This is a genomic window from Mycolicibacterium brisbanense (assembly GCF_001570425.1).
Classification (GTDB): domain Bacteria; phylum Actinomycetota; class Actinomycetes; order Mycobacteriales; family Mycobacteriaceae; genus Mycobacterium; species Mycobacterium brisbanense.
The window spans coordinates 1-21,758 of the sequence record NZ_BCSX01000029.1; the positions used below are offsets into that span (position 1 = coordinate 1).

The 21,758-nt window shown below is 66.2% G+C and carries 21 protein-coding genes; 9 read left to right on the plus strand and 12 right to left on the minus strand.

From position 1 onward, the window contains the following. Positions 1-435: 435 nt before the first annotated feature. The 5 genes from RMCB_RS17600 to RMCB_RS17620 form a co-directional block, all read right to left on the minus strand. Entirely contained in the window at positions 436-840 is a 405-nt protein-coding gene (locus RMCB_RS17600) for a hypothetical protein (protein ID WP_062829819.1), read from the minus strand. A 144-nt stretch (positions 841-984) separates the two neighbouring features. Next, positions 985-3,153, minus strand: coding sequence for a class 1b ribonucleoside-diphosphate reductase subunit alpha (gene nrdE, locus RMCB_RS17605; RefSeq protein ID WP_062829820.1), 2,169 nt, complete (start codon positions 3,151-3,153; stop codon positions 985-987). Next, entirely contained in the window at positions 3,120-3,572 is a 453-nt protein-coding gene (gene nrdI / locus RMCB_RS17610) for a class Ib ribonucleoside-diphosphate reductase assembly flavoprotein NrdI (RefSeq protein WP_029367353.1), read from the minus strand. The genes nrdE and nrdI overlap by 34 nt, the downstream gene beginning before the upstream one ends. 41 nt (positions 3,573-3,613) lie before the next feature. Beyond that, positions 3,614-3,853, minus strand: coding sequence for a redoxin NrdH (locus RMCB_RS17615; protein ID WP_029367354.1), 240 nt, complete (start codon positions 3,851-3,853; stop codon positions 3,614-3,616). A gap of 604 nt (positions 3,854-4,457) precedes the next feature. Further along, positions 4,458-5,000, minus strand: coding sequence for an NAD(P)H-dependent oxidoreductase (locus tag RMCB_RS17620; protein ID WP_029367355.1), 543 nt, complete (start codon positions 4,998-5,000; stop codon positions 4,458-4,460). Between the two features lie 90 nt (positions 5,001-5,090). Here RMCB_RS17620 and RMCB_RS17625 point away from each other — a divergent pair, with 90 nt between their 5' ends. The 4 genes from RMCB_RS17625 (at position 5,091) to phoA (ending at position 9,586) form a co-directional block, all read left to right on the plus strand. Then, a complete protein-coding gene (locus tag RMCB_RS17625) occupies positions 5,091-5,699 on the plus strand; it encodes a TetR/AcrR family transcriptional regulator (RefSeq protein ID WP_062829821.1) in 609 nt (202 codons plus the stop codon). Between the two features lie 4 nt (positions 5,700-5,703). Then, complete coding sequence (locus RMCB_RS17630) at positions 5,704-6,783, plus strand: DNA polymerase IV (RefSeq protein ID WP_062829822.1); 1,080 nt, start codon at positions 5,704-5,706, stop codon at positions 6,781-6,783. A gap of 9 nt (positions 6,784-6,792) precedes the next feature. Continuing rightward, positions 6,793-7,965 (plus strand): AAA family ATPase, encoded by a 1,173-nt coding sequence (locus RMCB_RS17635; protein ID WP_062829823.1) that lies wholly within the window; start codon positions 6,793-6,795, stop codon positions 7,963-7,965. Positions 7,966-8,056: 91 nt separating this feature from the next. After that, the gene (phoA, locus tag RMCB_RS17640; protein WP_062829860.1) at positions 8,057-9,586 is read left to right on the plus strand and encodes an alkaline phosphatase; all 1,530 of its coding nucleotides are present in this window, start codon (positions 8,057-8,059) and stop codon (positions 9,584-9,586) included. Here phoA and RMCB_RS17645 read toward each other — a convergent pair whose 3' ends face one another. Continuing rightward, positions 9,587-10,441 (minus strand): SDR family oxidoreductase, encoded by an 855-nt coding sequence (locus tag RMCB_RS17645; RefSeq protein WP_029367360.1) that lies wholly within the window; start codon positions 10,439-10,441, stop codon positions 9,587-9,589. A 22-nt stretch (positions 10,442-10,463) separates the two neighbouring features. Continuing rightward, positions 10,464-11,105: a TetR/AcrR family transcriptional regulator gene (locus RMCB_RS17650; RefSeq protein ID WP_029367361.1), complete on the minus strand. Its 642-nt coding sequence runs from the start codon at positions 11,103-11,105 to the stop codon at positions 10,464-10,466. 128 nt (positions 11,106-11,233) lie between these two features. Between RMCB_RS17650 and RMCB_RS17655 the strand changes: the two genes are divergently transcribed. After that, on the plus strand, positions 11,234-12,715 hold the full coding sequence (locus RMCB_RS17655) for a cytochrome P450 (RefSeq protein ID WP_062829824.1): 1,482 nt from the start codon (positions 11,234-11,236) through the stop codon (positions 12,713-12,715). A gap of 7 nt (positions 12,716-12,722) precedes the next feature. Here the strand turns inward: RMCB_RS17655 and RMCB_RS17660 are convergent, their stop codons facing one another. Beyond that, positions 12,723-13,208: a 2-isopropylmalate synthase gene (locus RMCB_RS17660; protein WP_029367364.1), complete on the minus strand. Its 486-nt coding sequence runs from the start codon at positions 13,206-13,208 to the stop codon at positions 12,723-12,725. Between the two features lie 191 nt (positions 13,209-13,399). Between RMCB_RS17660 and RMCB_RS17665 the strand changes: the two genes are divergently transcribed. After that, positions 13,400-14,161 (plus strand): sulfite exporter TauE/SafE family protein, encoded by a 762-nt coding sequence (locus RMCB_RS17665; protein ID WP_062829825.1) that lies wholly within the window; start codon positions 13,400-13,402, stop codon positions 14,159-14,161. A gap of 70 nt (positions 14,162-14,231) precedes the next feature. On the opposite strand, the gene RMCB_RS17670 is transcribed toward RMCB_RS17665, so the two are convergent. Both RMCB_RS17670 and RMCB_RS17675 read right to left on the minus strand, forming a co-directional pair. After that, on the minus strand, positions 14,232-15,296 hold the full coding sequence (locus RMCB_RS17670; RefSeq protein WP_062829826.1) for a phosphotransferase family protein: 1,065 nt from the start codon (positions 15,294-15,296) through the stop codon (positions 14,232-14,234). A 22-nt stretch (positions 15,297-15,318) separates the two neighbouring features. Further along, entirely contained in the window at positions 15,319-16,128 is an 810-nt protein-coding gene (locus RMCB_RS17675; RefSeq protein ID WP_062829827.1) for a class I SAM-dependent methyltransferase, read from the minus strand. Positions 16,129-16,279: 151 nt separating this feature from the next. Between RMCB_RS17675 and RMCB_RS17680 the strand changes: the two genes are divergently transcribed. Next, positions 16,280-16,954, plus strand: a complete 675-nt coding sequence (locus tag RMCB_RS17680; protein ID WP_029367368.1) for a winged helix-turn-helix transcriptional regulator — start codon at positions 16,280-16,282, stop codon at positions 16,952-16,954. Between the two features lie 21 nt (positions 16,955-16,975). On the opposite strand, the gene poxB is transcribed toward RMCB_RS17680, so the two are convergent. Together poxB and RMCB_RS17690 are read right to left on the minus strand one after the other, a co-directional pair. Continuing rightward, on the minus strand, positions 16,976-18,712 hold the full coding sequence (poxB, locus tag RMCB_RS17685) for a ubiquinone-dependent pyruvate dehydrogenase (protein ID WP_029367369.1): 1,737 nt from the start codon (positions 18,710-18,712) through the stop codon (positions 16,976-16,978). A 71-nt stretch (positions 18,713-18,783) separates the two neighbouring features. Next, on the minus strand, positions 18,784-19,551 hold the full coding sequence (locus tag RMCB_RS17690) for an SDR family NAD(P)-dependent oxidoreductase (RefSeq protein ID WP_062829828.1): 768 nt from the start codon (positions 19,549-19,551) through the stop codon (positions 18,784-18,786). Between the two features lie 149 nt (positions 19,552-19,700). On the opposite strand from RMCB_RS17690, the gene RMCB_RS17695 reads away from it, so the two are divergent. Both RMCB_RS17695 and RMCB_RS17700 read left to right on the plus strand, forming a co-directional pair. Beyond that, on the plus strand, positions 19,701-21,242 hold the full coding sequence (locus RMCB_RS17695) for a molybdopterin-dependent oxidoreductase (protein WP_062829829.1): 1,542 nt from the start codon (positions 19,701-19,703) through the stop codon (positions 21,240-21,242). A 143-nt stretch (positions 21,243-21,385) separates the two neighbouring features. Continuing rightward, a complete protein-coding gene (locus RMCB_RS17700; RefSeq protein WP_062829830.1) occupies positions 21,386-21,754 on the plus strand; it encodes a hypothetical protein in 369 nt (122 codons plus the stop codon). The last annotated feature ends 4 nt before the right edge of the window (positions 21,755-21,758 follow it).

The following is a 21,758-nucleotide window of genomic DNA, read 5'->3' on the forward strand; positions in this document are numbered from 1 at the left end:
CCTAAACGGGAAAAAGAATGCAACCAAAAACAACAAACAAAAACCACCAAACACACTATTGAGTTCTCAAACAACACACCCACCACACCACAAACCCACGGCCAAAAGCCGCGGTCGCAGTGCGGACAGTAAGAAGCCCCCACCCAAGTGGGAGGCTCCTGGACTTCGTCTTCGCTCCCCGGCCTCGGCCGTGTCGCTCTGACCTGCAATAAGTTACGCGAGGGCTAACACCGAGTCAAATCGCCAGGTCACCGCGGTATCGCCGCTGTTCACAGATTCAACAGCCGGCCTACCGGTGCTCTTCCCGGCGGCTGGCGGTCGCGCCGTTCGTCGCGGCTTACACCGGATTCATTGTGGGCATTTCCCTGGCACGTCCGGGTTTTGATTCGTCAACCGCATAATGCGCGGCGAATAGCACACTCGGCCAGTCCTCGATCAGCCCGGCGGAATGGAGTTCTCGGTACGCGGCTCGTCGAGCCCGAGGTACCGCCACACGGTGTCGGACTTCAGCGCTTGCATACCTCGCCGGGTCAGTCCGAGTACGGGAACAGTGACTGTGGTGGAGTCTCCCGCGACGAACCGCATGAGCAAGCGGGACTGTTCCAAGACTTGAATGGCTTCCGCGACCGGACGCAGGTCGGGATCGGTGTATGGGTTGCCTAGCCGGTAGGTGAACGTCGGTTCGGCCCACTTACCCGTCCTGCACCATCCTGCGATGTTGTAGATGGCGAAGCCTTCGTGCACGTGCGGCGACATCTGAGGGTAGGAGAACAGAGGCAGGATCGTCGCCGCCAGCTCCTCGGACGAGATCGAGATCCACCACGGCGAACTACCGGTCATGCGCGAATTGAATCACCGATACCGCAAGGATGAGCAGCGGTCGGCTTCGACGTCGAGATCGCGCGTCGCACGCGGACGTCGGCGCAACAAAAATGCAGGCCAGGGGTATGTCACCCCTGGCCTGCGACGTAGCTCAGCGCAGCGCTAGAGCATGCAGCTGACGCAGCCTTCGACCTCGGTGCCCTCCAGGGCCATCTGACGCAGTCGGATGTAATACAGCGTCTTGATGCCCTTGCGCCAGGCGTAGATCTGCGCCTTGTTGACATCGCGCGTGTTGGCGGTGTCCTTGAAGAACAGCGTCAGGCTGAGTCCCTGGTCAACGTGCTGAGTGGCCGCGGCGTAGGTGTCGATGATCTTTTCGTAGCCGATCTCATACGCGTCCTGGTAATACTCCAGGTTGTCGTTGGTGAGGTACGGCGCCGGGTAGTAGACCCGACCGATCTTGCCTTCCTTGCGGATCTCGATCTTGCTGGCCACGGGGTGGATCGACGACGTCGAGTGGTTGATGTAGGAGATCGACCCCGTCGGCGGGACGGCCTGCAGATTCTGGTTGTAGATACCGTGCGTCTGCACGGACTCTTTCAGCGAGCGCCAATCATCCTGTGTCGGAACGTGAATGCCGGCGTCAGCGAAGATCTGCCGCACCTTGTCGGTCTTGGGCTCCCACACCTGCTCGGTGTATTTGTCGAAGAACTCACCCGAGGCGTACTTCGACTTCTCGAAACCGCCGAACCGCGTCCCGCGTTCGATCGCGATGAGGTTCGAGGCCCGCAGTGCGTGGAACAGCACTGTGTAGAAGTAGATGTTGGTGAAGTCGATGCCCTCTTCAGAGCCGTAGAAGATCCGCTCGCGGGCCAGATACCCGTGCAGGTTCATCTGGCCCAGGCCGATCGCGTGCGAGCTGTTGTTGCCCTGCTCGATCGACGGCACCGACCAGATGTGAGTCTGATCGCTCACGGCTGTCAGCGCGCGGATGGCCACCTCGATGGTCTGCGCGAAGTCGGGCGAATCCATGGTCTTGGCGATGTTGAGCGAGCCGAGGTTGCACGAGATGTCCTTGCCCACCTGCGCGTAGGACAGATCGTCGTTGAACACCGACGGCGTCGACACCTGCAGGATCTCCGAGCACAGGTTGCTGTGGGTGATCTTGCCGTCGATCGGGTTGGCCCTGTTCACCGTGTCCTCGAACATGATGTAGGGGTAGCCGGATTCGAACTGCAGCTCAGCCAGGGTCTGGAAGAACTCGCGCGCCTTGATCTTGGTCTTGCGGATCTGCGCGTTGTCGACCATCTCGTAGTACTTCTCGGTGACGTTGATGTCGGCGAACGGCAGGCCGTACACGCGCTCGACGTCGTACGGCGAGAACAGGTACATGTCCTCGTTCTTCTTGGCCAGCTCGAACGTGATGTCCGGGATGACCACGCCGAGGCTCAGCGTCTTGATCCGGATCTTCTCGTCGGCGTTCTCGCGCTTGGTGTCGAGGAAGCGGTAGATATCCGGGTGGTGGGCGTGCAGGTACACCGCACCCGCGCCCTGGCGGGCTCCGAGCTGGTTGGCGTAGGAGAACGAGTCCTCCAGCAGCTTCATGATCGGTATGACGCCCGAGGACTGATTCTCGATGTTCTTGATCGGGGCGCCGTGCTCACGAATGTTGGACAGCAGCAACGCAACTCCGCCACCGCGCTTGGACAGCTGCAGTGCGGAGTTGATGGAGCGCCCGATGGACTCCATGTTGTCCTCGATGCGCAGCAGGAAGCAGCTCACCGGCTCGCCGCGCTGCTTCTTGCCCGAGTTGAGGAACGTCGGGGTGGCCGGCTGGAACCGACCGTCGATGATCTCGTCGACCAGCTTCTCGGCGAGGTCGGTGTCACCTGCCGCCAAGGTCAGCGCAACCATGACCACACGGTCCTCGAACCGCTCCAGGTAACGCTTGCCGTCGAAGGTCTTGAGCGTGTAGCTCGTGTAGTACTTGAACGCGCCCAGGAAGGTCGGGAACCGGAACTTCTTGGCGTAGGCCCGGTCCAGCAGCGACTTCACGAAGTTGCGGCTGTACTGGTCGAGCACCTCGCGCTCGTAGTAGTTCTTCTCGATCAGGTAGTCGAGCTTCTCGTCCTGGCTGTGGAAGAAGACCGTGTTCTGGTTGACGTGCTGCAGGAAGTATTCGCGCGCCGCCTGCTTGTCCTTGTCGAACTGAATCTTGCCGTCTTTGTCGTACAGATTCAGCATCGCGTTGAGGGCGTGGTAATCCGTCTCCCCCGGAAGCGCGTGCGTGCTGTCGGTTACAGGCTCTGCAGCTGTGACGGTCGGTGGCACGTCTGTTCCTTCCAGAAGTCGACGAGACCGGAACGGACGGCCTCTACGTCGTCAGGGGTACCCATGAGTTCGAAGCGATACAAGTACGGCACGCCACACTTGCGCGAGACCACATTGCCCGCGTAGGCGAACTCCGCACCGAAGTTGTTGTTGCCCGCGGCGATGACGCCGCGGATCAACGACCGGTTGTGTTCATTGTTGAGAAATGCGATGACCTGCTTGGGCACATAGCCACCGTTGTTGATGTCCGGCGTAGCACGGCCTCCGCCGTACGTGGGCAGGATCAAAACGAACGGCTCGTTCACCTCGATGCGGCCGTGCAGCGGGATCCGAGTGACGCGGTCTTCGGGCCACTGCAGCTTCATGACGAAGCGGTGGGTGTTTTCCGAGACGCTGGAGAAGTAGACGAGATGGCTCATCGTGTTCTCCGTTCCTCTCCCCGTGGTTACTGCTGCCTCCGTTACGCGCTGACCGCTGCGCCGCTGAGCGCCTTGATCCGGTCCGGACGGAAGCCCGACCAGTGCTCGTTGCCGGCCACGACAACCGGAGCCTGCAGGTAACCCAGCGCCATCACGAAGTCGCGGGCCTCACTGTCGAGCGTGATGTCCACCTTCTCGTAAGCGATGCCCTGCTTGTCCAGCGCCTTGTAGGTGGCGTTGCACTGCACGCATGCGGGCTTGGTGTACACGGTGACGGTCATCTTCGGTACGGCTCCTCTTGCGGTAAGTGAAAGATCTAAACCCGGACTGGCAACTTGGTTGGATCACTGCGTTCGCTAAACTTCAGCGACCTCCAGCCCTCCAAAATTCCTGGCGCCAGAAGCCGCCCTCCGGTCGGTCCTGAGACCGATTCCGCCGGATTCGCTGCGCTCCGGCGGGCTCCCGAACCGTGGTGGCCTGTCGGTGTCACAGACACTACACCTAGTGGCCGACCATCCGAAGCCATACAAGATGTTCTGAATAACATTTCTGAAATTCCCAGGTCGTAAGCTCGCCGCAAGCCCCCCGCCCGGCGTGTCGCGAGCGACCGCAGGGCGCGTGTCGCGCTATATCTATGGGTGTACCACCAGCCACCGACAAGTACGCCTCGCCTAGCACATCAAGATCGCCGGTAGCAAACCCGCTGCGGGCGATCTGCGGCTGTACGCGCCCGCCCGGCGAGGTGCGTGAGACGGGTGAACCGCTCCGGTACTGCGGCGTGCAGATCTGGCGAAGATTCCGAGACGACAGGGCTGGGCCGACATTGTCGGCCCAGCCCTGGTATTGAACGTGCCCGCTCAGCGGAGCCGCCTCGGATTCGCTGCCTCAGTTCACCTCGGCGGCGAGCTTGCCGACGATGTCGCGCACGGTCGCGGCGACCTCTGCGTTCTCCCGGGGGTGGCGCCCGTCGAGCGCCTTGGCGGGCAGGGACAGTTTGAGGTCTTCGACCACCCGGGGCCCGGCGATACCGAAGGACTTGCGGGTCTCGTCGTGCGCCCACACCCCGCCGTACTGGCCCAGCGCCGTGCCGACCACGGCCAGCGGCTTGTCCTTGAGCGCACCGTTGCCGTACGGCCGTGACAGCCAGTCGATGGCGTTCTTGAGCACACCGGGGATGCTTCCGTTGTATTCGGGCGTGACGACGAGTGCGGCGTCGGCCTCGGCAGCGGCGCTGCGCAGCGCCGTCACGGACTCGGCCACATCGGCACCGTCGATGTCCTCGTTATAGAACGGCAGCTCCCCCAGCTGATCGAAGATCCGCAGGTCCACGCCCTCCGGCGCGGCCTCGACGGCGAGCTCGGCGAGCTGCCGGTTGGTCGACGCCGCCCGCAGGCTGCCCACCAGTACCAGAACCTTGATATCGGCCATGTTCATTACTCCCTGTGTCGTCTGACCCGATCTTCGCCCAGAGTAACCGGACTGTGGTCCGATTAATTCCGCCTGAGTTAAAGTTCAAAGGTGACTGCTTCTGACCGGCGAGCCAGGCTCGCGGTCACCGATGCGACGCCGGCCGAACGCGGCGATGCCGCCCGCAACCGCGAACTCCTGCTCGACGCCGCGCGCCGCCTCATCGCAGAACGCGGACCCGATGCGGTGAGTACCGACGATATCGCGGTCGCCGCCGGCGTGGGCAAGGGAACTTTGTTCCGCCGGTTCGGCAGCCGCGCCGGGCTGATGATGGTCCTGCTCGACGAGGACGAAAAGGTCGAACAGGAAGCGTTCATGTTCGGACCGCCCCCACTCGGCCCCGGCGCGCCGCCCCTCGACCGGCTGCTCGCCTACGGCCGCGACCGGCTGCGGTTCGTGCACCGCCACCACGCGCTGTTGTCCGACGCAGCCCGCGACCCGCAGACCCGCTACGCAGGCCCGGCGATGCTGCACCGCGCGCATGTCCGGATGCTGCTCGAAAGCGCAAACACCACAGGCGATCTCGATGCACAGGCCGATGCGCTAATCGCTCTGCTGGACGCCGACTATGTGGCACACCAGCTCAACGACCGTGGCCGGACCCTCGACGAGCTCGGCGCGGCATGGGAGGCGACGGCACGCAAACTCTGCGGTTGCTAGCCCGATGAGCGGCTGGATTCTTCACGTCGACCTCGACCAGTTCCTGGCGTCGGTGGAGTTGCGGCGCCACCCCGAGCTGGTCGGCCTTCCGGTCATCGTCGGAGGCAACGGCGACCCCACCGAACCCCGCAAAGTCGTCACCTGTGCGTCGTATCAAGCCCGGGAGTTCGGCGTGCATGCCGGTATGCCACTGCGAACCGCGGCGCGCAAGTGTCCCGACGCCACCTTCCTGCCGTCTGACCCCGCCGCGTACGACGAGGCGTCCGAACAGGTGATGGGCCTGCTGCGCGATCTCGGCCACCCGCTGGAGGTCTGGGGATGGGACGAGGCGTACCTGGCCACCGACGACACGGTCGATCCCGTTGAGCTGGCCGAACGCATCCGCACGGTGGTGGCCGCCGAGACCGGGCTGTCGTGCTCGGTGGGCATCAGCGACAACAAACAGCGGGCCAAGATCGCAACCGGACTGGCCAAGCCGACGCGAGGAGCAGATCAGTCCCCAGGCGTGTACCGGCTCACCGCGGACAATTGGATGGACGTGATGGGCGACCGCCCACCCGACGCCCTCTGGGGCATCGGCCCGAAGACCACCAAAAAGCTTGCCACGCTTGGCATCACGACGGTCGCGCAGCTGGCCGCCACCGACGCCGAGGTGCTCACGTCGACTTTCGGTCCGACGACCGGTCTGTGGATCCTGTTGCTCGCCAAGGGCGGTGGTGACACCGAGGTGAGCGCAGAACCGTGGGTGCCGCGGTCGCGTAGCCACGTCATCACCTTCGCCCACGATCTCACCGACCGCACGGAGATCGACGCGGCGGTACGTGACCTGAGCCTGCGCACTCTGACCGAGGTGGTCGAACAGGACCGCGTCGCGACGCGGGTCGCGGTGACGGTGCGCACCAACACGTTCTATACGCGCACCAAGATCCGGAAGCTGCCGCAACCGGGCACCGACGCCGCGGTCATCGTCGATACCGCCCTGGCCGTGCTGGACCTTTTCGAACTCGACCGGCCGATCCGGTTGCTCGGTGTGCGGCTCGAGCTGGCCATGCCGTCCGACGCCGGTGTCGGACCCGGTCAATAATCTGGACGCATGCTGCGAACCGTCGCCATCCGGGGCTACCGGTCACTGCGCGACGTGACGCTGCCGCTGACCGACCTCACCGTCGTCACGGGCGCCAACGGCACCGGCAAGTCGTCGCTCTACCGTGCGCTGCGGCTGCTGGCCGATTGCGGACGCGGCCAGGTGATCGGATCGCTGGCCCGGGAGGGCGGCTTGCTATCGGTGCTCTGGGCCGGGCCGGAGCAGCCGGCCGAGGCGGCGCAGGGCACCACCCGTACCCGCCCGGTCTCGCTCGAACTCGGGTTCGCTTCAGATGATTTCGGGTACCTGGTCGACCTCGGCCTACCGCAGATGGCGGGCACCGGGCCGACGGCGTTCGCACTGGATCCCGAGATCAAACGCGAGATGGTCTTCGCCGGCCCGGTGTTGCGGCCCAGCTCGGCACTGGTGCGTCGAACCCGTGAATATGCCGAGGCGGCAGCCGAATCGGGCCGGGGCTTTGACGAACTGAGCCGGTCGCTGCCCTCCTACCGCAGCGTGCTCGCGGAATATGCCCATCCCCACGCCCTGCCGGAGCTGTCGGCGGTCTCCGAACGGTTGCGCGACTGGCGGTTCTACGACGGCTTTCGGGTCGACGCAGATGCACCCGCGCGCCGGCCGCAGGTGGGCACTCGCACCCCGGTGCTCGCCGACGACGGTGCCGATCTCGCCGCGGCCACCCAGACCATCATCGAGGCCGGGTTGGACGACCTGGCCCGCGCGGTCGCCGACGCATTCGACGGCGCCACCGTCTCGGTCGCCGTCAACGACGGGCTCTTCGATCTGCAGCTACACCAGCGCGGTATGTTGCGGCCGCTGCGGGCCGCTGAATTATCCGATGGCACATTACGTTTCCTGCTGTGGGCGGCAGCATTGCTGAGTCCACGACCGCCTTCCCTCATGGTGCTCAACGAACCGGAAACATCGCTGCACCCAGACCTGGTGCGGCCCTTGGCAACCCTGATCGCCACGGCCGCGAACCAGACGCAGGTGGTGGTGGTCACGCACTCTCGGGCCCTGCTGGAATTCCTCGACACCACACCGGTCGCCGAGGAGGAACGCGGCCGGGCCATCGAGGTGGAGCTCTACAAGCAGTGGGGTGAAACGAAAGTCGCCGGACTGGGCCTGTTGACCACACCGCCATGGCACTGGGGAAATCGCTGAGCCCGAGGGCCGTTCGTCCACTGGACACCGACGGTTCACCTGAGTGGGTTTACCTGATGCCGTTGTGCGCCCACGACTCGAGGAGAACATCGTGCCGGTCCGAGATACCTGCCTCAAGGCCACGGCCGTACTTGCCGCCGCGGTCGCGCTACCGCTGGCGGCGTGCGGCAGCGACGATGAGAAGTCTTCGAACGGCAACACTCTGCACCGCTCCGCCCAGGGCGACTTGAGTGCGCCCGGCGGCGCCAGGCGGTTCGACGGCGATCAGACCGGTGCCGTGGGTGCGACGGTCAACGACGCCAAGGCGCACAACGTCATCCTGCTCATCGGCGACGGCATGGGCGATTCGGAGGTCACCATCGCGCGCAACTACCTCAAGGGTGCGGGCGGCAGCTTCGACGGCCTCGATGCGCTGCCCCTGACCGGGCAGTACACCACCTACGCGCTGCACAAAGACGGAAAGCCGGATTACGTCACCGATTCGGCGGCGAGCGCGACGGGCTGGACCACCGGCACCAAGACCTTCAACGGCGCACTGGGCGTGGACATCAAGGGCGCACCGCACACCACCATCCTCGAGCTCGCCAAGGCGCAGGGCTTCGCGACCGGAAACGTCACCACCGCGGAGATCCAGGACGCCACACCCGCGGCCCAGTACGCGCACATCACCAAACGACGGTGCTATGGCCCCAAGGAAACCACCGCCGACTGCGCGTCGGAGGCACTGGAAAACGGCGGAGCGGGTTCGGTGACCGAGCAACTGCTGGCCGGCCATCCTGACCTGACCTTCGGCGGCGGCGCCAAGACGTTCGCCCAGACCTCGACGGGTGGCCCGCACAAGGGCAAGACCCTGGAGGTGCAGGCGAAGGAGGGCGGCTTCCAGATCGTCCGCACCGCAACCGAAATGGGCGCCCTCACCTCAGCGAGCCAGGACGAGCCGGTGCTCGGGCTGTTCGCCGAGGGCAACATGCCGGTCCGCTGGGCGGGGCCGCCCGCAGTCCGGCAGGGTTACCTCCAGCTGGCCGCGAGGTGCTCGGACAACCCCGCGCACACCACGGGGGTACCCACGCTCGCCGACATGACCGGCAAGGCCATCGATCTGCTCAAGGGTGGTCGCGCCGACAACGACAAGGGGTTCTTCCTGCAGGTGGAAGGCGCGTCGATCGACAAGCGCGATCACGCCGCGGACCCGTGCGGGCAGATCGGTGAGACCGTGGATTTCGACGAAGCGGTACAGAAGGCACTCGACTTCGCGCGCGCCGACGGCAACACCCTGGTGATCGTCACCGCCGACCACGGCCACAGCAGCCAGATCGTCGAGGAGCTGACCGAGGACGACCTGCGTGGCATCGCCGAGGACACCAAGCAGCCCATCGAGCGCGTGCGCGACGTGATGTATCCGGGCCTGACCCGCAAGCTGATGACGGCCGACGGCGCCGCCATGACCATCAGCTACGGCACGTCGGCTGATACCGGGGTCGAAGACGAGACGCACACCGGAACGCAGGTCCGGGTCGCGGCGTTCGGCCCGCGGGCGGCCAACGTGGTGGGACTCACCGACCAGACCGACCTGTTCTTCACCATGGCCGATGCCCTGGGCCTGGACCGGCAGGCGAAATGATCAGCGGCGTGGCCGAAGCGCGCGGGTGAACAGCACGTTCACCTGGCGCATCGCCACGCTGTAGGGCCACCACGCGAGGCGTTTGAAGGCATACAGGGCTCGGATGTCGGACGAGGTGTAGATCAGGAACCGGTTGCGCCGCACGCCGGCCAGGATCTTGGCGGCCGCCTTCTCCGGGGACACGGCGTGCCCGGCGAACCGGTCCACCCACTTCTGCACGTCGGGATCGTCGCGGTCGACGCCGGCGATCTGAACCGTCTGCACCAGACCGGTTTTCACCGCCCCCGGCACCACCACCGACACCCCGATGCGGTGCCGAGCCAGGTCGAACCGGAGCACCTCGCTGAGCCCACGCAGCCCGTACTTGCTGGCACTGTAGGCACTGTGCCAGGGCAGGGCCACGATGCCGGCGGCCGACGACACGTTCACCAGTTGACCACCCCTGCGGGCGGCGACCATCGGCGGCACGAACGTCTCGATCACGTGGATCGGACCCATGAGGTTGACGTCGATCATCGAGCGCCAATGCTGATGGGTGAGCTGATCGACCGTGCCCCACGCGGAGATGCCCGCGATGTTCATCACCACGTCCATCGCGGAGTGCGCAGTGTGGATGTCGGCCGCGAACGCGGCGACCTGGTCGTAGTCCGAGATGTCCAGTGCGCGGTGTGCGGGCACCTGGGCGCCGAGCGCCTGTGCGTCCGCCACCGTCTGCGCCAGACCGTCAGCGTCGCGGTCGGTCAGGTACAGTTCGGCGCCCTGCGCCGCCAGAGCGAGCGCCGTCGCTCGCCCGATCCCACTCGCCGCCCCCGTGATGAAGCAGCGTTTCCCCCGAAAATCGCTCCCCTGCGCCATAGCGGTGACCATACCGGGACGGCTAGCGGGGCCGACCGCCCCACAGGGCATTGAGCCACAGGCGTTCCAGCACGTCGATCGCGCGCTGCGGATCCTCGCCGCGGCCGATGAACGCGGGATCGTGGGACAGCGTCATCGCGGTGGTAGCAACCAGCATGCGCACCAGCCCGGAGATGTCGTCGGAGATCGGGCGAGCCCCGCTGTCCTGCTCGATCAGGCCGACGATCTTGGCGATCACCCCGTCCTCGAAGTCGTTCATCAACTCGCGGATCTGCGCATCGGTGTTCTGCGCGATGGTGCAGGCCGACATGATCGGGTCGTTGGTGGCGAAGACCAGGGCGGCATTGCCGACCATCCGCTTCGCGAACGCGGCGGGTTCCTCGTCGGGCTCGCGCGGCGCGTAGTTGTGCGTGAGTTGGTCGAGCTGCTCCATGGCCTCGGCCACGATCACCGCGAGGACCGCGTACTTGCTGTCGAAGTAGAAGTAGAAACCCGAGCGGGCCACCCCGGCGCGTTCACTGATCGCGCTGACGGACAGGTCGGCGAACGACTGTTCCTCGAGCAATTCCCGAACAGCCTTGACGATGGCCTCGCGCTGCCGGTCACCACGGCTGCGCCGCACCGAGCCTTCGTTGCCGTCCTCCGGGATCTGTTCGGCGGTCATGGCACTAGACCTTCGCATTGCGACAGGCCAGAACAAAACTTGACATGCGTCAAGTCTGACAGCCAGGATGGCCTCAGGTGGTGACATCGACCACACATTGTCAGTTTCAGCGGCCTCAGGAGCGGTTCATGGCAACGATCAGCACTCCGCACTATCTCCTTGATCAGGCAAAGCGGCGCTTCACTCCGACTCCGAACACGCTGCCGGGCATGGCCGCCGTGGAGAAGCGCCTGAAGAACAAGGACTGGGACCAGTTCGTCTTCGCCGAGCCACCGGCAGGCAGCGACCTCAAGCCTGTCCTGGGCGACTCCGGGCTGCCGATCATCGGCCACATGATCGAGATCTTCCGTGGCGGTCCGGACTTCATCCTCGAGCTGTACCGCAAGCACGGGCCGGTCTACTACGCGCACACGCCTGCCTTGTCACAGGTGATGGCGCTGGGCCCGGATGCCACCCAGACCGTGTTCTCCAACCGCAACAAAGATTTCTCTCAGCGCGCCTGGGACCCCGTCATCGGGCCGTTCTTCGAGGGCGGCCTGATGCTGCTCGATTTCGACGAACACATGTTCCACCGCCGGATCATGCAGGAAGCCTTCACGCGCACCAGGCTGACGGGCTACGTATCGCACATCGATTCGGTGGCGACGCAGGTGCTGGCCAACGACTGGGTGGCCAACGACCCGCGGTTCCTGTTCCACCCGGCAGCCAAGAAGCTGACCCTCGACATCGCCTCCGAGGTCTTCATGGGCCACCCGGCGGGCACCGATCACAAGCTCGTGACCACCATCAACCAGGCGTTCACCACCACCACCCGGGCCGGCAATGCGATTGTGCGCACCCCCGTTCCTCCGCTGTCGTGGTGGCGCGGCATCCAGGCCCGCAAAACCCTGGAGGACTACTTCGCCGGCCGGATCGCAGAGAAGCGCCGGTCGGAGGGCTCCGACATGTTCAGCGTGCTCTGTCACGCTCAGGACGAGGACGGCCAGAGCTTCACCGACGACCAGATCGTCGCGCACATGATCTTCCTGATGATGGCCGCGCACGACACCACGACGTCGACTCTGACCACCATGGCGTATCACCTGGCGGCCAACCCGCAGTGGCAGGACAAGCTGCGCGAGGAGTCCGAGCGCATCGGTGATGCGCCGCTGGACATCGAGGCGCTGGAGAAGTTGGAGACCTACGACCTGGTGATCAACGAAGCGCTGCGGATGCAGACGCCGCTGGGCTTCAACTTCCGGCGCGCGGTGCGTGACACCGAAATACTCGGCTACTACATTCCCGCAGGCACCGACGTGGTCACCTGGCCGGCAATCAACCACCGCTTACCCGAATTGTGGACGGACCCAGAGCGTTTCGACCCCGACCGTTTCGCCGAACCGCGCAGCGAGCACAAGAAGCACCGTTACGCGTTTGCTCCGTTCGGCGGTGGTGCGCACAAGTGCATCGGCATGGTGTTCGGTCAGCTGGAGATCAAGACCGTCATGCACCGGCTCATGCGCCGGTACCAGTTGGAGTTGGCGCACCCGGGCTACCAGCCGTGGTACGACTACGGCGGCATGGCCGTACCGGTCGACGGCATGCCGATCGTGCTGCGCCCGATCCACTGAGGCGGTGTCAGGCGGTCATCAGCCGGTTCACACACGCGATGACGGCCCGCAGCGCCGACAGCTCCGGGTCGTCGTCGAGTCCCATCGCCCACATGCTGCGGGTTCCGTCGCTGCCCTGCAGGAAGGTGGCGGTGCGCCCGCCGGTCGGCAGCTGGTGAAACGACGTCGTCTCCAGGGCGATACCGCGGTCGTACAGCATCGCGGTCAGCGCGGCGATCGGCCCGCTGGCGGCGGCACGTGAGGTGCTGACGGTATCACCGACGGCAATCGTGGCCTGGTAGCGGCGGCTCTGCGGTCCCAGCCGGTATCCCGGGCGGGCGTCGGTGCAACTCCACTGCCGCATGCGCAGCGGCCCGCCACTGGGGGCGTATTCGGCCAGGAAGTCATCCCAGGACGCAGACTCCGCAGCGGCCCGCACACCGCGCGGCAAAGGCGCGGCGAAGCTCGCCGCGAACGCTGGGTGCATAACTGGTGTTGCCGATGAGGGGTACATGTGCCGGCCTTCTCTTTGTCCAGAGGAAGTGACCGACGACGTAGCAATGACCCACAGCGAGGGGTCGGTCGAGATCAGACCCCGCTGCGGGTTGCTACTACAAGTCGCCTTGGCACGTTGGCGATGCTAGACGCTCCCCCGGCGGTCGCGCAATCACTTTCACTGGGTAACGTCAGCGCCGTGGACGCCTCATGAGCTTGTGGGACGTCGCATTGCTCATCGCCGCCGGGATCATCGGTGGGCTGTCCGGCAGCATCGCCGGCCTCGCATCGATCGCCACCTACCCAGCCCTACTGCTGATCGGTCTGCCACCGGTGGCGGCGAACGTGACCAACACCGTCGCCCTCGTGTTCAACGGCATCGGGTCGGTGTGGGGTTCACGTCCCGAGTTGGCCGGGCAGGGTGCGTGGATCAAGCGGATCATGCCGGTCGCCGTGGTCGGTGGCGCGGTGGGCGCGGCACTGCTGCTGTGCACCCCTGCCGCAGGTTTCGAGAAAGCGGTGCCCTTACTCATCGGCGGCGCGTCGTTGGCAATCCTGTTGCCGCCCAAGGAACATCGGGAAGCACGCAAGGGTGGTCACCGCGCGCACATCGCGCGCGTCACCGTGGAAGCCGCAGCGATCTTTCTCATCACGATCTACGGTGGCTATTTCGGCGCCGCGGCGGGCGTGCTGTTGTTGGCTCTGTTGCTCCGCGCCGGGGGTGCCACGCTGGCTCATGCCAACGCGGGCAAGAACGTCATCCTCGGCGTCGCCAATTCGGTGGCGGCCCTTGCCTTCGTGTTCTTGGCGCCCGTGTACTGGCCTGCGGTGCTGCCGCTGGGGTTGGGCTGTTTCGTCGGTTCAGCGCTGGGACCGATCGTGGTGCGGCACGCTCCGGCCACGCCGCTGCGGGTGCTGATCGGCTTGGCCGGCCTCGCGCTGGCCATCAAACTCGCCGTCGACGCCTACTGACCTCTCTCGCGAACAGACGCCGCGGTACGCGACACGCCGCCTTTGCCGCACCCGCGTGTCTGCTCGCCGGTCAAACGAACGGGTTGTCCCCCTTGGCGACACGGGTTCCGAGGTCGATCAGGTTGGCCGCCGACGCGTGCAGCTGTTCACCGGCTTCCCGGCTGGCGCGGCCGGCCAGGTAGCGCGACCATGTGCCCTCGATCACGATGCCCAGCTTGAAACAGGCCAGTGCCACATACCAGTCCAACGCCGAGGTCGTGCGGCCACCGGCGTCGCGGTAGGCGTCGAGCAGGTCGCGCCGGCAGGCGAGCCCGCCGAGAGCGGCGAGCGCCGAACCGGCGTTGATCGGGTTGGGTTGATCGGGCCAGCACACCAACATCCAGCCGAGATCCAGCAGCGGGTCGCCGATGGTGCACATCTCCCAGTCGATGAACGCGGCCAACTGCGGGCTCTCGCGGCGCAGCAGCACGTTGTTCAGGTGGGCGTCGCCATGCATGATCCCGGGCTCGGTGTCGGGCGGCCGGTTCGATTCCAGCCACTGCGCCAACTCCCCCACTGCGGGCAGTGATTCCGGCGCATAGTGCTCGTGGCGATAGCTCTCCAGCAGTCGCAGGAATTGCGGAACCTGGCGGGCCAGAAAGGAACCCGGCGGCCGGATCTCGGCGAGGGGACTGCCTTGCCAGGTGGCGTTGCCGAGTTCGGCCAGGCTCGCGGCATAGGACAGTCCGACCCGGTAGCGCAGGTCCGGATCGGTGCGGTAGGCCTCGGCGACCTCGGTGCCCGGATTGAATCCGTCCACCTGCTCCATGAGATAGAACACGACACCGAGCACGTCGAGATCGGTGCAGCCGGCGATGAATCCGGGATGGGGTACCGCGGAGCCGGCCAGCGTGCGCAGCACGGCGATCTCCCGCAGCATCGTCTTGTCACTGGTCGGCCGGGGGTGCAGTGGAGGACGGCGCAGCACCATCGGTCTGCCGTCGACCCGCAGCCCGACCACGATGTTCTGCGTTCCGCCGGTCAGCGGTGCGACATCGGTGATGGCCGAACCGATTCCCTGGCTCTGCAGCCAGGGCGTCAACGCCGCCAGGTCGGCGTCACTGAGCGTCGGCAGCTGATCCGCGTCGTCCGGCATGCAGCCATCGTGCCAGCCGCGCTCAACGCTTGCGCGCGGTCAGCAGAAGGTACTGCCAGTCCATCGAGCCGTCGTTGATGTTGCGGTCCCCCAGAGCGGCGATGTCGGCGTCCAGCGCCGCCACCCGTGCCGGGTCGTCGGCGATGCCGCGGTACGCCGCGATCGTCGGCCCGTAGTTGGCCTTGAAATAGTCACGGAACGCTGCCCCGTCGGGGAAGGTGTCGACCGACAGGTCTCGGCGGTGCGTCGTGATGTCGACGACCGCGTCGCCCAGCAGCGCATTGACGTAGGCCTCACCGCCCCACAGCGGCGGCGCGGACACCCCTGCCGGCGCTGCGGGCACGTACGGCTTCATGGTCGCGAACAACTGGCCGATGAAACCCTCAGGCGTCCAACTGATCAGGCCGATCCGGCCACCCGGGCGGCAGACCCGGACCAACTCGTCGGCGGCCTGCTGATGATGCGGGGCGAACATCACGCCGATGCACGACATCACCACGTCGAATTCGGCGTCCTCGAACGGCAGAGCCTCGGCGTTGGCTTCGCGCCACTGCAGCTCGACGCCGCGCTGGGTGGCCAACTCCCGGCCCCGCTGCACCAACTCCGGACACAGATCGCTGGCGACGACGTGGGCGCCGGTCATCGCGGCCGGGATCGCCGCGTTGCCGGTGCCGGCCGCGACATCGAGCACCCGGTCGCCGGACGCGATGCCACAGGCCGCCACGAGTTCAGGACCCAGCGGCGCCACCACGTCGGCGGCGATGGCGGCGTAATCGCCCAACGCCCACAGCGCACGGTGTTTGGCTGCCAGATCGTCCACTACGGCACTCATCGGTGACTCCTCTCGGATGGGTGAAACCATGGTCAGGCCCGGCCGCGCGCACATCCAGTTCCAGTTCTGTACCGGCCCCGATACTGAATCTGTACTGGGCACGCCGGCTGCGAGACCATAGATTCGGCGGCGATCCACGAAAGGTGCGGATATGTCGGGATACGGCCAGTTCTGCCCGATGGCCAAGGCCATGGAATTGCTCGATGAACGCTGGACGATGCTGGTGGTGCGGGAGCTTCTGCTCGGCAGCACCCATTTCAACGACCTACGTCGTGGCGTGCCGAAGATGTCCCCTGCGCTGCTGTCCAAGCGGCTCAAGACGCTCACCCGCGCCGGGGTCGTCGAGCGCACCGAAATCGACGGGCGCACAACGTATTCCCTCACAGAATGCGGTCAAGAGCTGGCCGGCATCGTCACCGCACTCGGCGCGTGGGGAGTTCGCTGGATCGGTGAGCTCGGCGAGGCCGACCTCGATCCTCACCTGCTGTTCTGGGACATGCGCCGCACCATCCCGATCGAGAACTGGCCGCGGTCGCGCACCACGATCGCCTTCATTCTCGACGGCGTCGCGGTCAAGGCATCGCGGTGGTGGCTGGTGGTGTCCGACGGCCAGGCCGATGTGTGCGATGTCGACCCGGGCTATGACGTGACAGGCACGGTCGAGACCAGCCTGCGCACCCTGACCCGGATCTGGCGTGGCGACCAGGGCTGGACGCACGCTGTGCTCGACGGCAGCGTCGCGTTGTCAGGTCCGGCCGACGTGCGCCGCGCGATCCCCAAGTGGCTCGGGCAGAGCGCGTCGGCCGCGGTGCCCAGGCCGGCCTGAACATCGTTGTGAGATAACGACTCAGTCCAGGATGCGGCGAGCCACGTTGGTGGAAACCAGGTCGAGCAGCTCGTCGGCGCGTCCGGCCAGGATGGTCCGGATCGCGTACAGCGAGAAGCCCTTGGCCTGTTCGACGGTGATGGCCGGCGGGATCGACAGTTCCTGGCGCGCGGTGACGACGTCGACGACGGCGGGCCCGTCGTGGGCGAAGGCGTCTGCCAATGCCCGTTCCAGGGCGGCCGGCTCGGTCACGCGGCGACCGAACACACCCATCGACTGGGCGACGGCAGCGAAGTCGGGATTGACCAGGTCGGTGCCGAAGGTGACGATGCCCGCCGCTTTCATCTCCAGCTCGACAAAGTTGAGCGACGAGTTGTTGAACACGATCAGCTTGACGGGCAACCGGTTCTGGATCAGCGTCACCAGTTCGCCGAAGAGCATGGTCAGCCCACCGTCACCGGCGAAGGCAACCACTTGCCTGCCGGGATAGGCGGTCTGCGCGCCGATCGCATGAGGCAGCGCGTTGGCCATGGTGCCGTGGTTGAACGACCCGATCAGCCTGCGCCTGCCGTTCATGGTGAGGTAGCGCGCGGCCCACACGACCGGTGACCCGACGTCACAGGTGAACACGGCGTCATCGCTGGCGAGCCGGTTGGCAAGCGCGGCAACGTATTCGGGCCGGATCGGGGTTTTGCCCCGGTCGTTGACGGCCAGAGCGTCCAGGGATGCACGGGTTTTCGCGTAGTGCCGCAGCGCCCGGTTCAGGTGTTCGCGATCGGTCTTGGCACGCAGCTGGGGTTGCAGTGCGGCGAGGGTGTCCTTGACGGTGCCCCGCAGGCCGAGGTCGATCGGCGTGCGCCGGCCCAGGTTTCGGCCGCGAGTGTCGACCTGGATGATCGTCGCACCTTCGGGATAGAACTGTTGATACGGAAAATCGGTGCCGAGCATCAACAGGGTGTCGGCCTCTTTGATGGCCTTGTATCCCGATGCGAATCCGAGCAGCCCGGTCATCCCAACGTCGAACGGGTTGTCGTATTCGATGAATTCCTTGCCACGCAACGCATGCACGATCGGCGCCTGCAGTGTCGCGGCCAGCTCGATCAGCTCATCGTGCGCGCCTGCCACCCCCGCACCACCGAGGATGGTGACCCGCTCGGCGGCATTGAGCAGATCCGCGGCACGGCGTACCGATTCGTCGTCGGGGCGCATGATCGAATGCGTCGGAAGCACCGGGCGCGAGGTCCACCCTGAACCTCCGGTGCGCGCCAGGAAAATCTCCCCGGGCACGACGACGACCGCTACCCCCTTCTCCTCGACCGCGGCGCGCATCGCCATCTCGAGGATGCGCGGCGCCATCTCCGGGGTGCTCACCAATTCGCAGTAGACGCTGCACTCGCCGAACAGCTGCTGCGGGTGGGTCTCCTGGAAGTACTCCGAGCCGATCTCGGTGCGTGGGATGTGCGCGGCGATGGCCAGTACCGGAACCCGGCTGCGCTGCGCGTCGAACAGACCGTTGATGAGATGCAGATTGCCGGGCCCGCAGCTACCCGCGCAGACGGCCAACTGACCGGTCAGTGCCGCGTCTGCCGCGGCGGCGAACCCTGCCGTTTCCTCATGCCGGACGTGTTCCCACGTGATGGACTCAGAGCGCCGGATGGCATCGGTGAACCCGTTGAGGCTATCGCCGGGCAGGCCATACACCCGCCGAACCCCACTGGCACTCAACGCCGAGATCACCTGGTCTGCAACGGTTGCCATGACGCCTCCCGGTATGCGATGTGGGCGTCACCGGTCGCATGCGGAGCATGGCCGGTCACGCCCGCATCACTCTACTTGGGAGCGAAGCGCTGGCCGGCGTCCAACCGGATGCACTGGCCGTTGAGCATGGGGTTCTCGACGATCGCGAGGGCGAGCTTGGCGTACTCCTCGGGGCGGCCTAGCCGCTTCGGGAATGCGGCGTCTTTGGTCAGTTGCGTGGCGAACTCGTCTGGGATGCCCTGGGTCAACCCGGTCGCGAAGAGGCTGGGCGCGATGGCGAGCACCCGGATACCCATGCTGCCCAGGTCACGGGCCATGGTCAGGGACATGCCCGCGATCGCGGCCTTTGATGCGGTGTAGGCGACCTGGCCGATCTGCCCCTCGAAGGCCGCGATCGAGGCGGTGTTGATGATGACGCCGCGTTCCTCGGCCTCGGCGTCGACCGGCTGGTTCTTGCTCATCTGCCAGGCCGCGAGCCGGCTGACGTTGAATGTCCCGATCAGGTTGAGGTCGACGCTGGCGCGAAACGAGTCCAGGCTGTGTGGGCCATTCTTGCTGATGGTTCGCTCGCCGATACCGCCGCCGGCGGTGGTGACCGCGATGTGCAGGCCGCCGAGACCGGCCACGGCCCGCTCCAGGGTCTCCTCGGTGCCCGTGAAGTCGGTGACGTCCACCTCGAAGAACGAGCCACCGATCTCGTCGGCGACGTCCTTGCCCTTGGACTGCGGCCGGTCCAGCACCGCGACGGTGGCACCCCGCTTGGCCAGCGCCTCCGCAGTCGCCTTGCCGAAGCCTGATGCGCCACCGACGACGATGGCCTTCTTGCCTTCGATCTCCATCCCGCTCCCTTTCCAAAAATGACGACATTTGTAAAGCAACCTATCCGATGGATGCCTTTCGGTAAGCCATTCCGGTGCGGTCGGTGTGACGGGCAGGCCGTCATGGTTTCGTCAGCTCTGCAGCGGCCGTCCGCAGGTAGCTTGTGAATATGGCCGATCGGACAGCTCCCGCGCCTGCGCTGGCCGGTGTCGCAGCGGCAGCAGTGGCCGTTGGCGTCACCGGATTGCTGGCGGTGCTGTTCGGGCCCGCCTCCGATGCCCGCACGGCGGTCGGATCTGCGGTCATCGATCTGACCCCCGGGCCGGTACGGGAGTGGGCCATCACGACTTTCGGTACCGCCGACAAGCCGATGCTGACCGTTGCGGTGCTTGTCGTCATCGCCACGATCGCCGCGGTGGCCGCCACCTGGGAAACAAGCAGAGTGCCGGTGGGCAGCATCGCCATCGGGCTCGGCGGCGTCGCCGGCTGCGCGGCGGTGCTGTCACGAGCCGGGGCGAGCTGGTCGGCCGTGATTCCGACGATCATCGGCACACTGTGCGGGATCGCCGCATTGCGCCTGTTGGTCTCAAAAGGGTTGCGCGACAAGCCCGTCGCCGACGACGGTGTGGATCCCGGCCGCCGCCGGTCACTGGTGACCCTGGGCCTGCTGGCCGCCGGTGTGGTCAGCGGCGTGGCCGGCGTGGTGTTGTCCCGGTTGGCATCCTCGGTCACCGACGACCGCAACGCCTTCGCATTGCCGCGACCACTCCATCCGGCACCGCCCGTGCCGCCCGCGGTTCAGCCCGAGGGTGTTGCCGTGCCGTCGTTCATCACGCCGTCGGCACGCTTCTACCGGATCGACACCGCGCTGACCGTGCCGCAGCTCAGCCGCGACGACTGGCGGATGCGCATCCACGGGATGACCGACCGCGAAATCACTTTGCGCTGGGCCGATCTGGAGCGCTTCGAGGTCGTCGAGAAGGTCGTGACGCTGACATGCGTGTCCAATCCGGTCGGCGGCAACCTGATCTCCAACGCCACCTGGACGGGTTACCGGGTGCGGGATCTGCTGGCGGCGGCCGGTATTCACCCCGACGCCGACATGGTGCTCTCGACGTCGGTGGACGGTTTCACCGCGGGCACGCCGGTCGATGCACTCACCGACGGACGCGACGCGCTGCTGGCGATCGGGATGAACGGTGAGCCGCTGCCCACCGAGCACGGCTACCCGGCCCGCCTCGTAGTGCCCGGACTCTACGGTTACGTGTCCGCCACCAAGTGGGTGACCGATCTGGAACTGACCCGCTTCGACCGCGCCGAGGCGTACTGGACCAGGCTCGGCTGGTCGGCGCGCGGCCCGATCAAGACGGAGTCACGCATCGACGTCCCGCGCGACGGGCAACGGGTCGACCGCGGCCCGGTGCGGTTCGGCGGGGTCGCGTGGGCCCAGCACCGTGGGGTGCGCGCGGTCGAGGTGCGCATCGACGGGCCTGGGCACCAAGGTGATTGGCAGCAGGCTCAGCTGGGCGCCGCGTACTCCGACGACACCTGGCGGTTGTGGAGCTTCGACTGGACGGCCACCGACCCCGGCCGGTACACCATCATCGTGCGGGCCACCGACAACACCGGCACGGTTCAGACACCCGAGTTGGCCGATCCGGTGCCGGACGGTGCCACCGGCTGGCACCGCGTGACCTTCGACGTGACGTGATCCTGCCCACCCCCTGCACCGCGAGCGTGCGCGTCTGTCGCCCGACACGCCGTGTTCAGTAGGCATTTCGCGCACACTCAGCACAGTCGACCGCGCCAAAAATGCTTCGACGTCTCCGCCCCGGTCGAATACATTGTCGTGACATGACACCAGCACAACATTGGCGCGACACGCTGCGCCGCGGGCTGATGTCGGCACGCAAGGCCCGCGGCACCCCGCGCGTCGTCGCGTTGCGGTCGGCGCTCAGCGCGATCGACAACGCCGAAGCCCCCCAGGTCGCCGCCGTTGCGGCATATTCCGCAGGCCCCTTCGCCGCGTCGGTGCCGGGCCTGGGTGCCACCGAGGTCGCCCGGCTCGAGCTCTCCGACGCCGAGATTCGTCGCCTCATCGAATCCGAGGTCGACGAACGCCTGTCGGCCGCAGATGAATTCGTGGCCGCGGGCTATCACGTCCGGGCGGCCGAGCTGCGCTCGCAGGCCGCGGTGCTGGTCCAGGCGCTGAGAAATGTCTGACCGT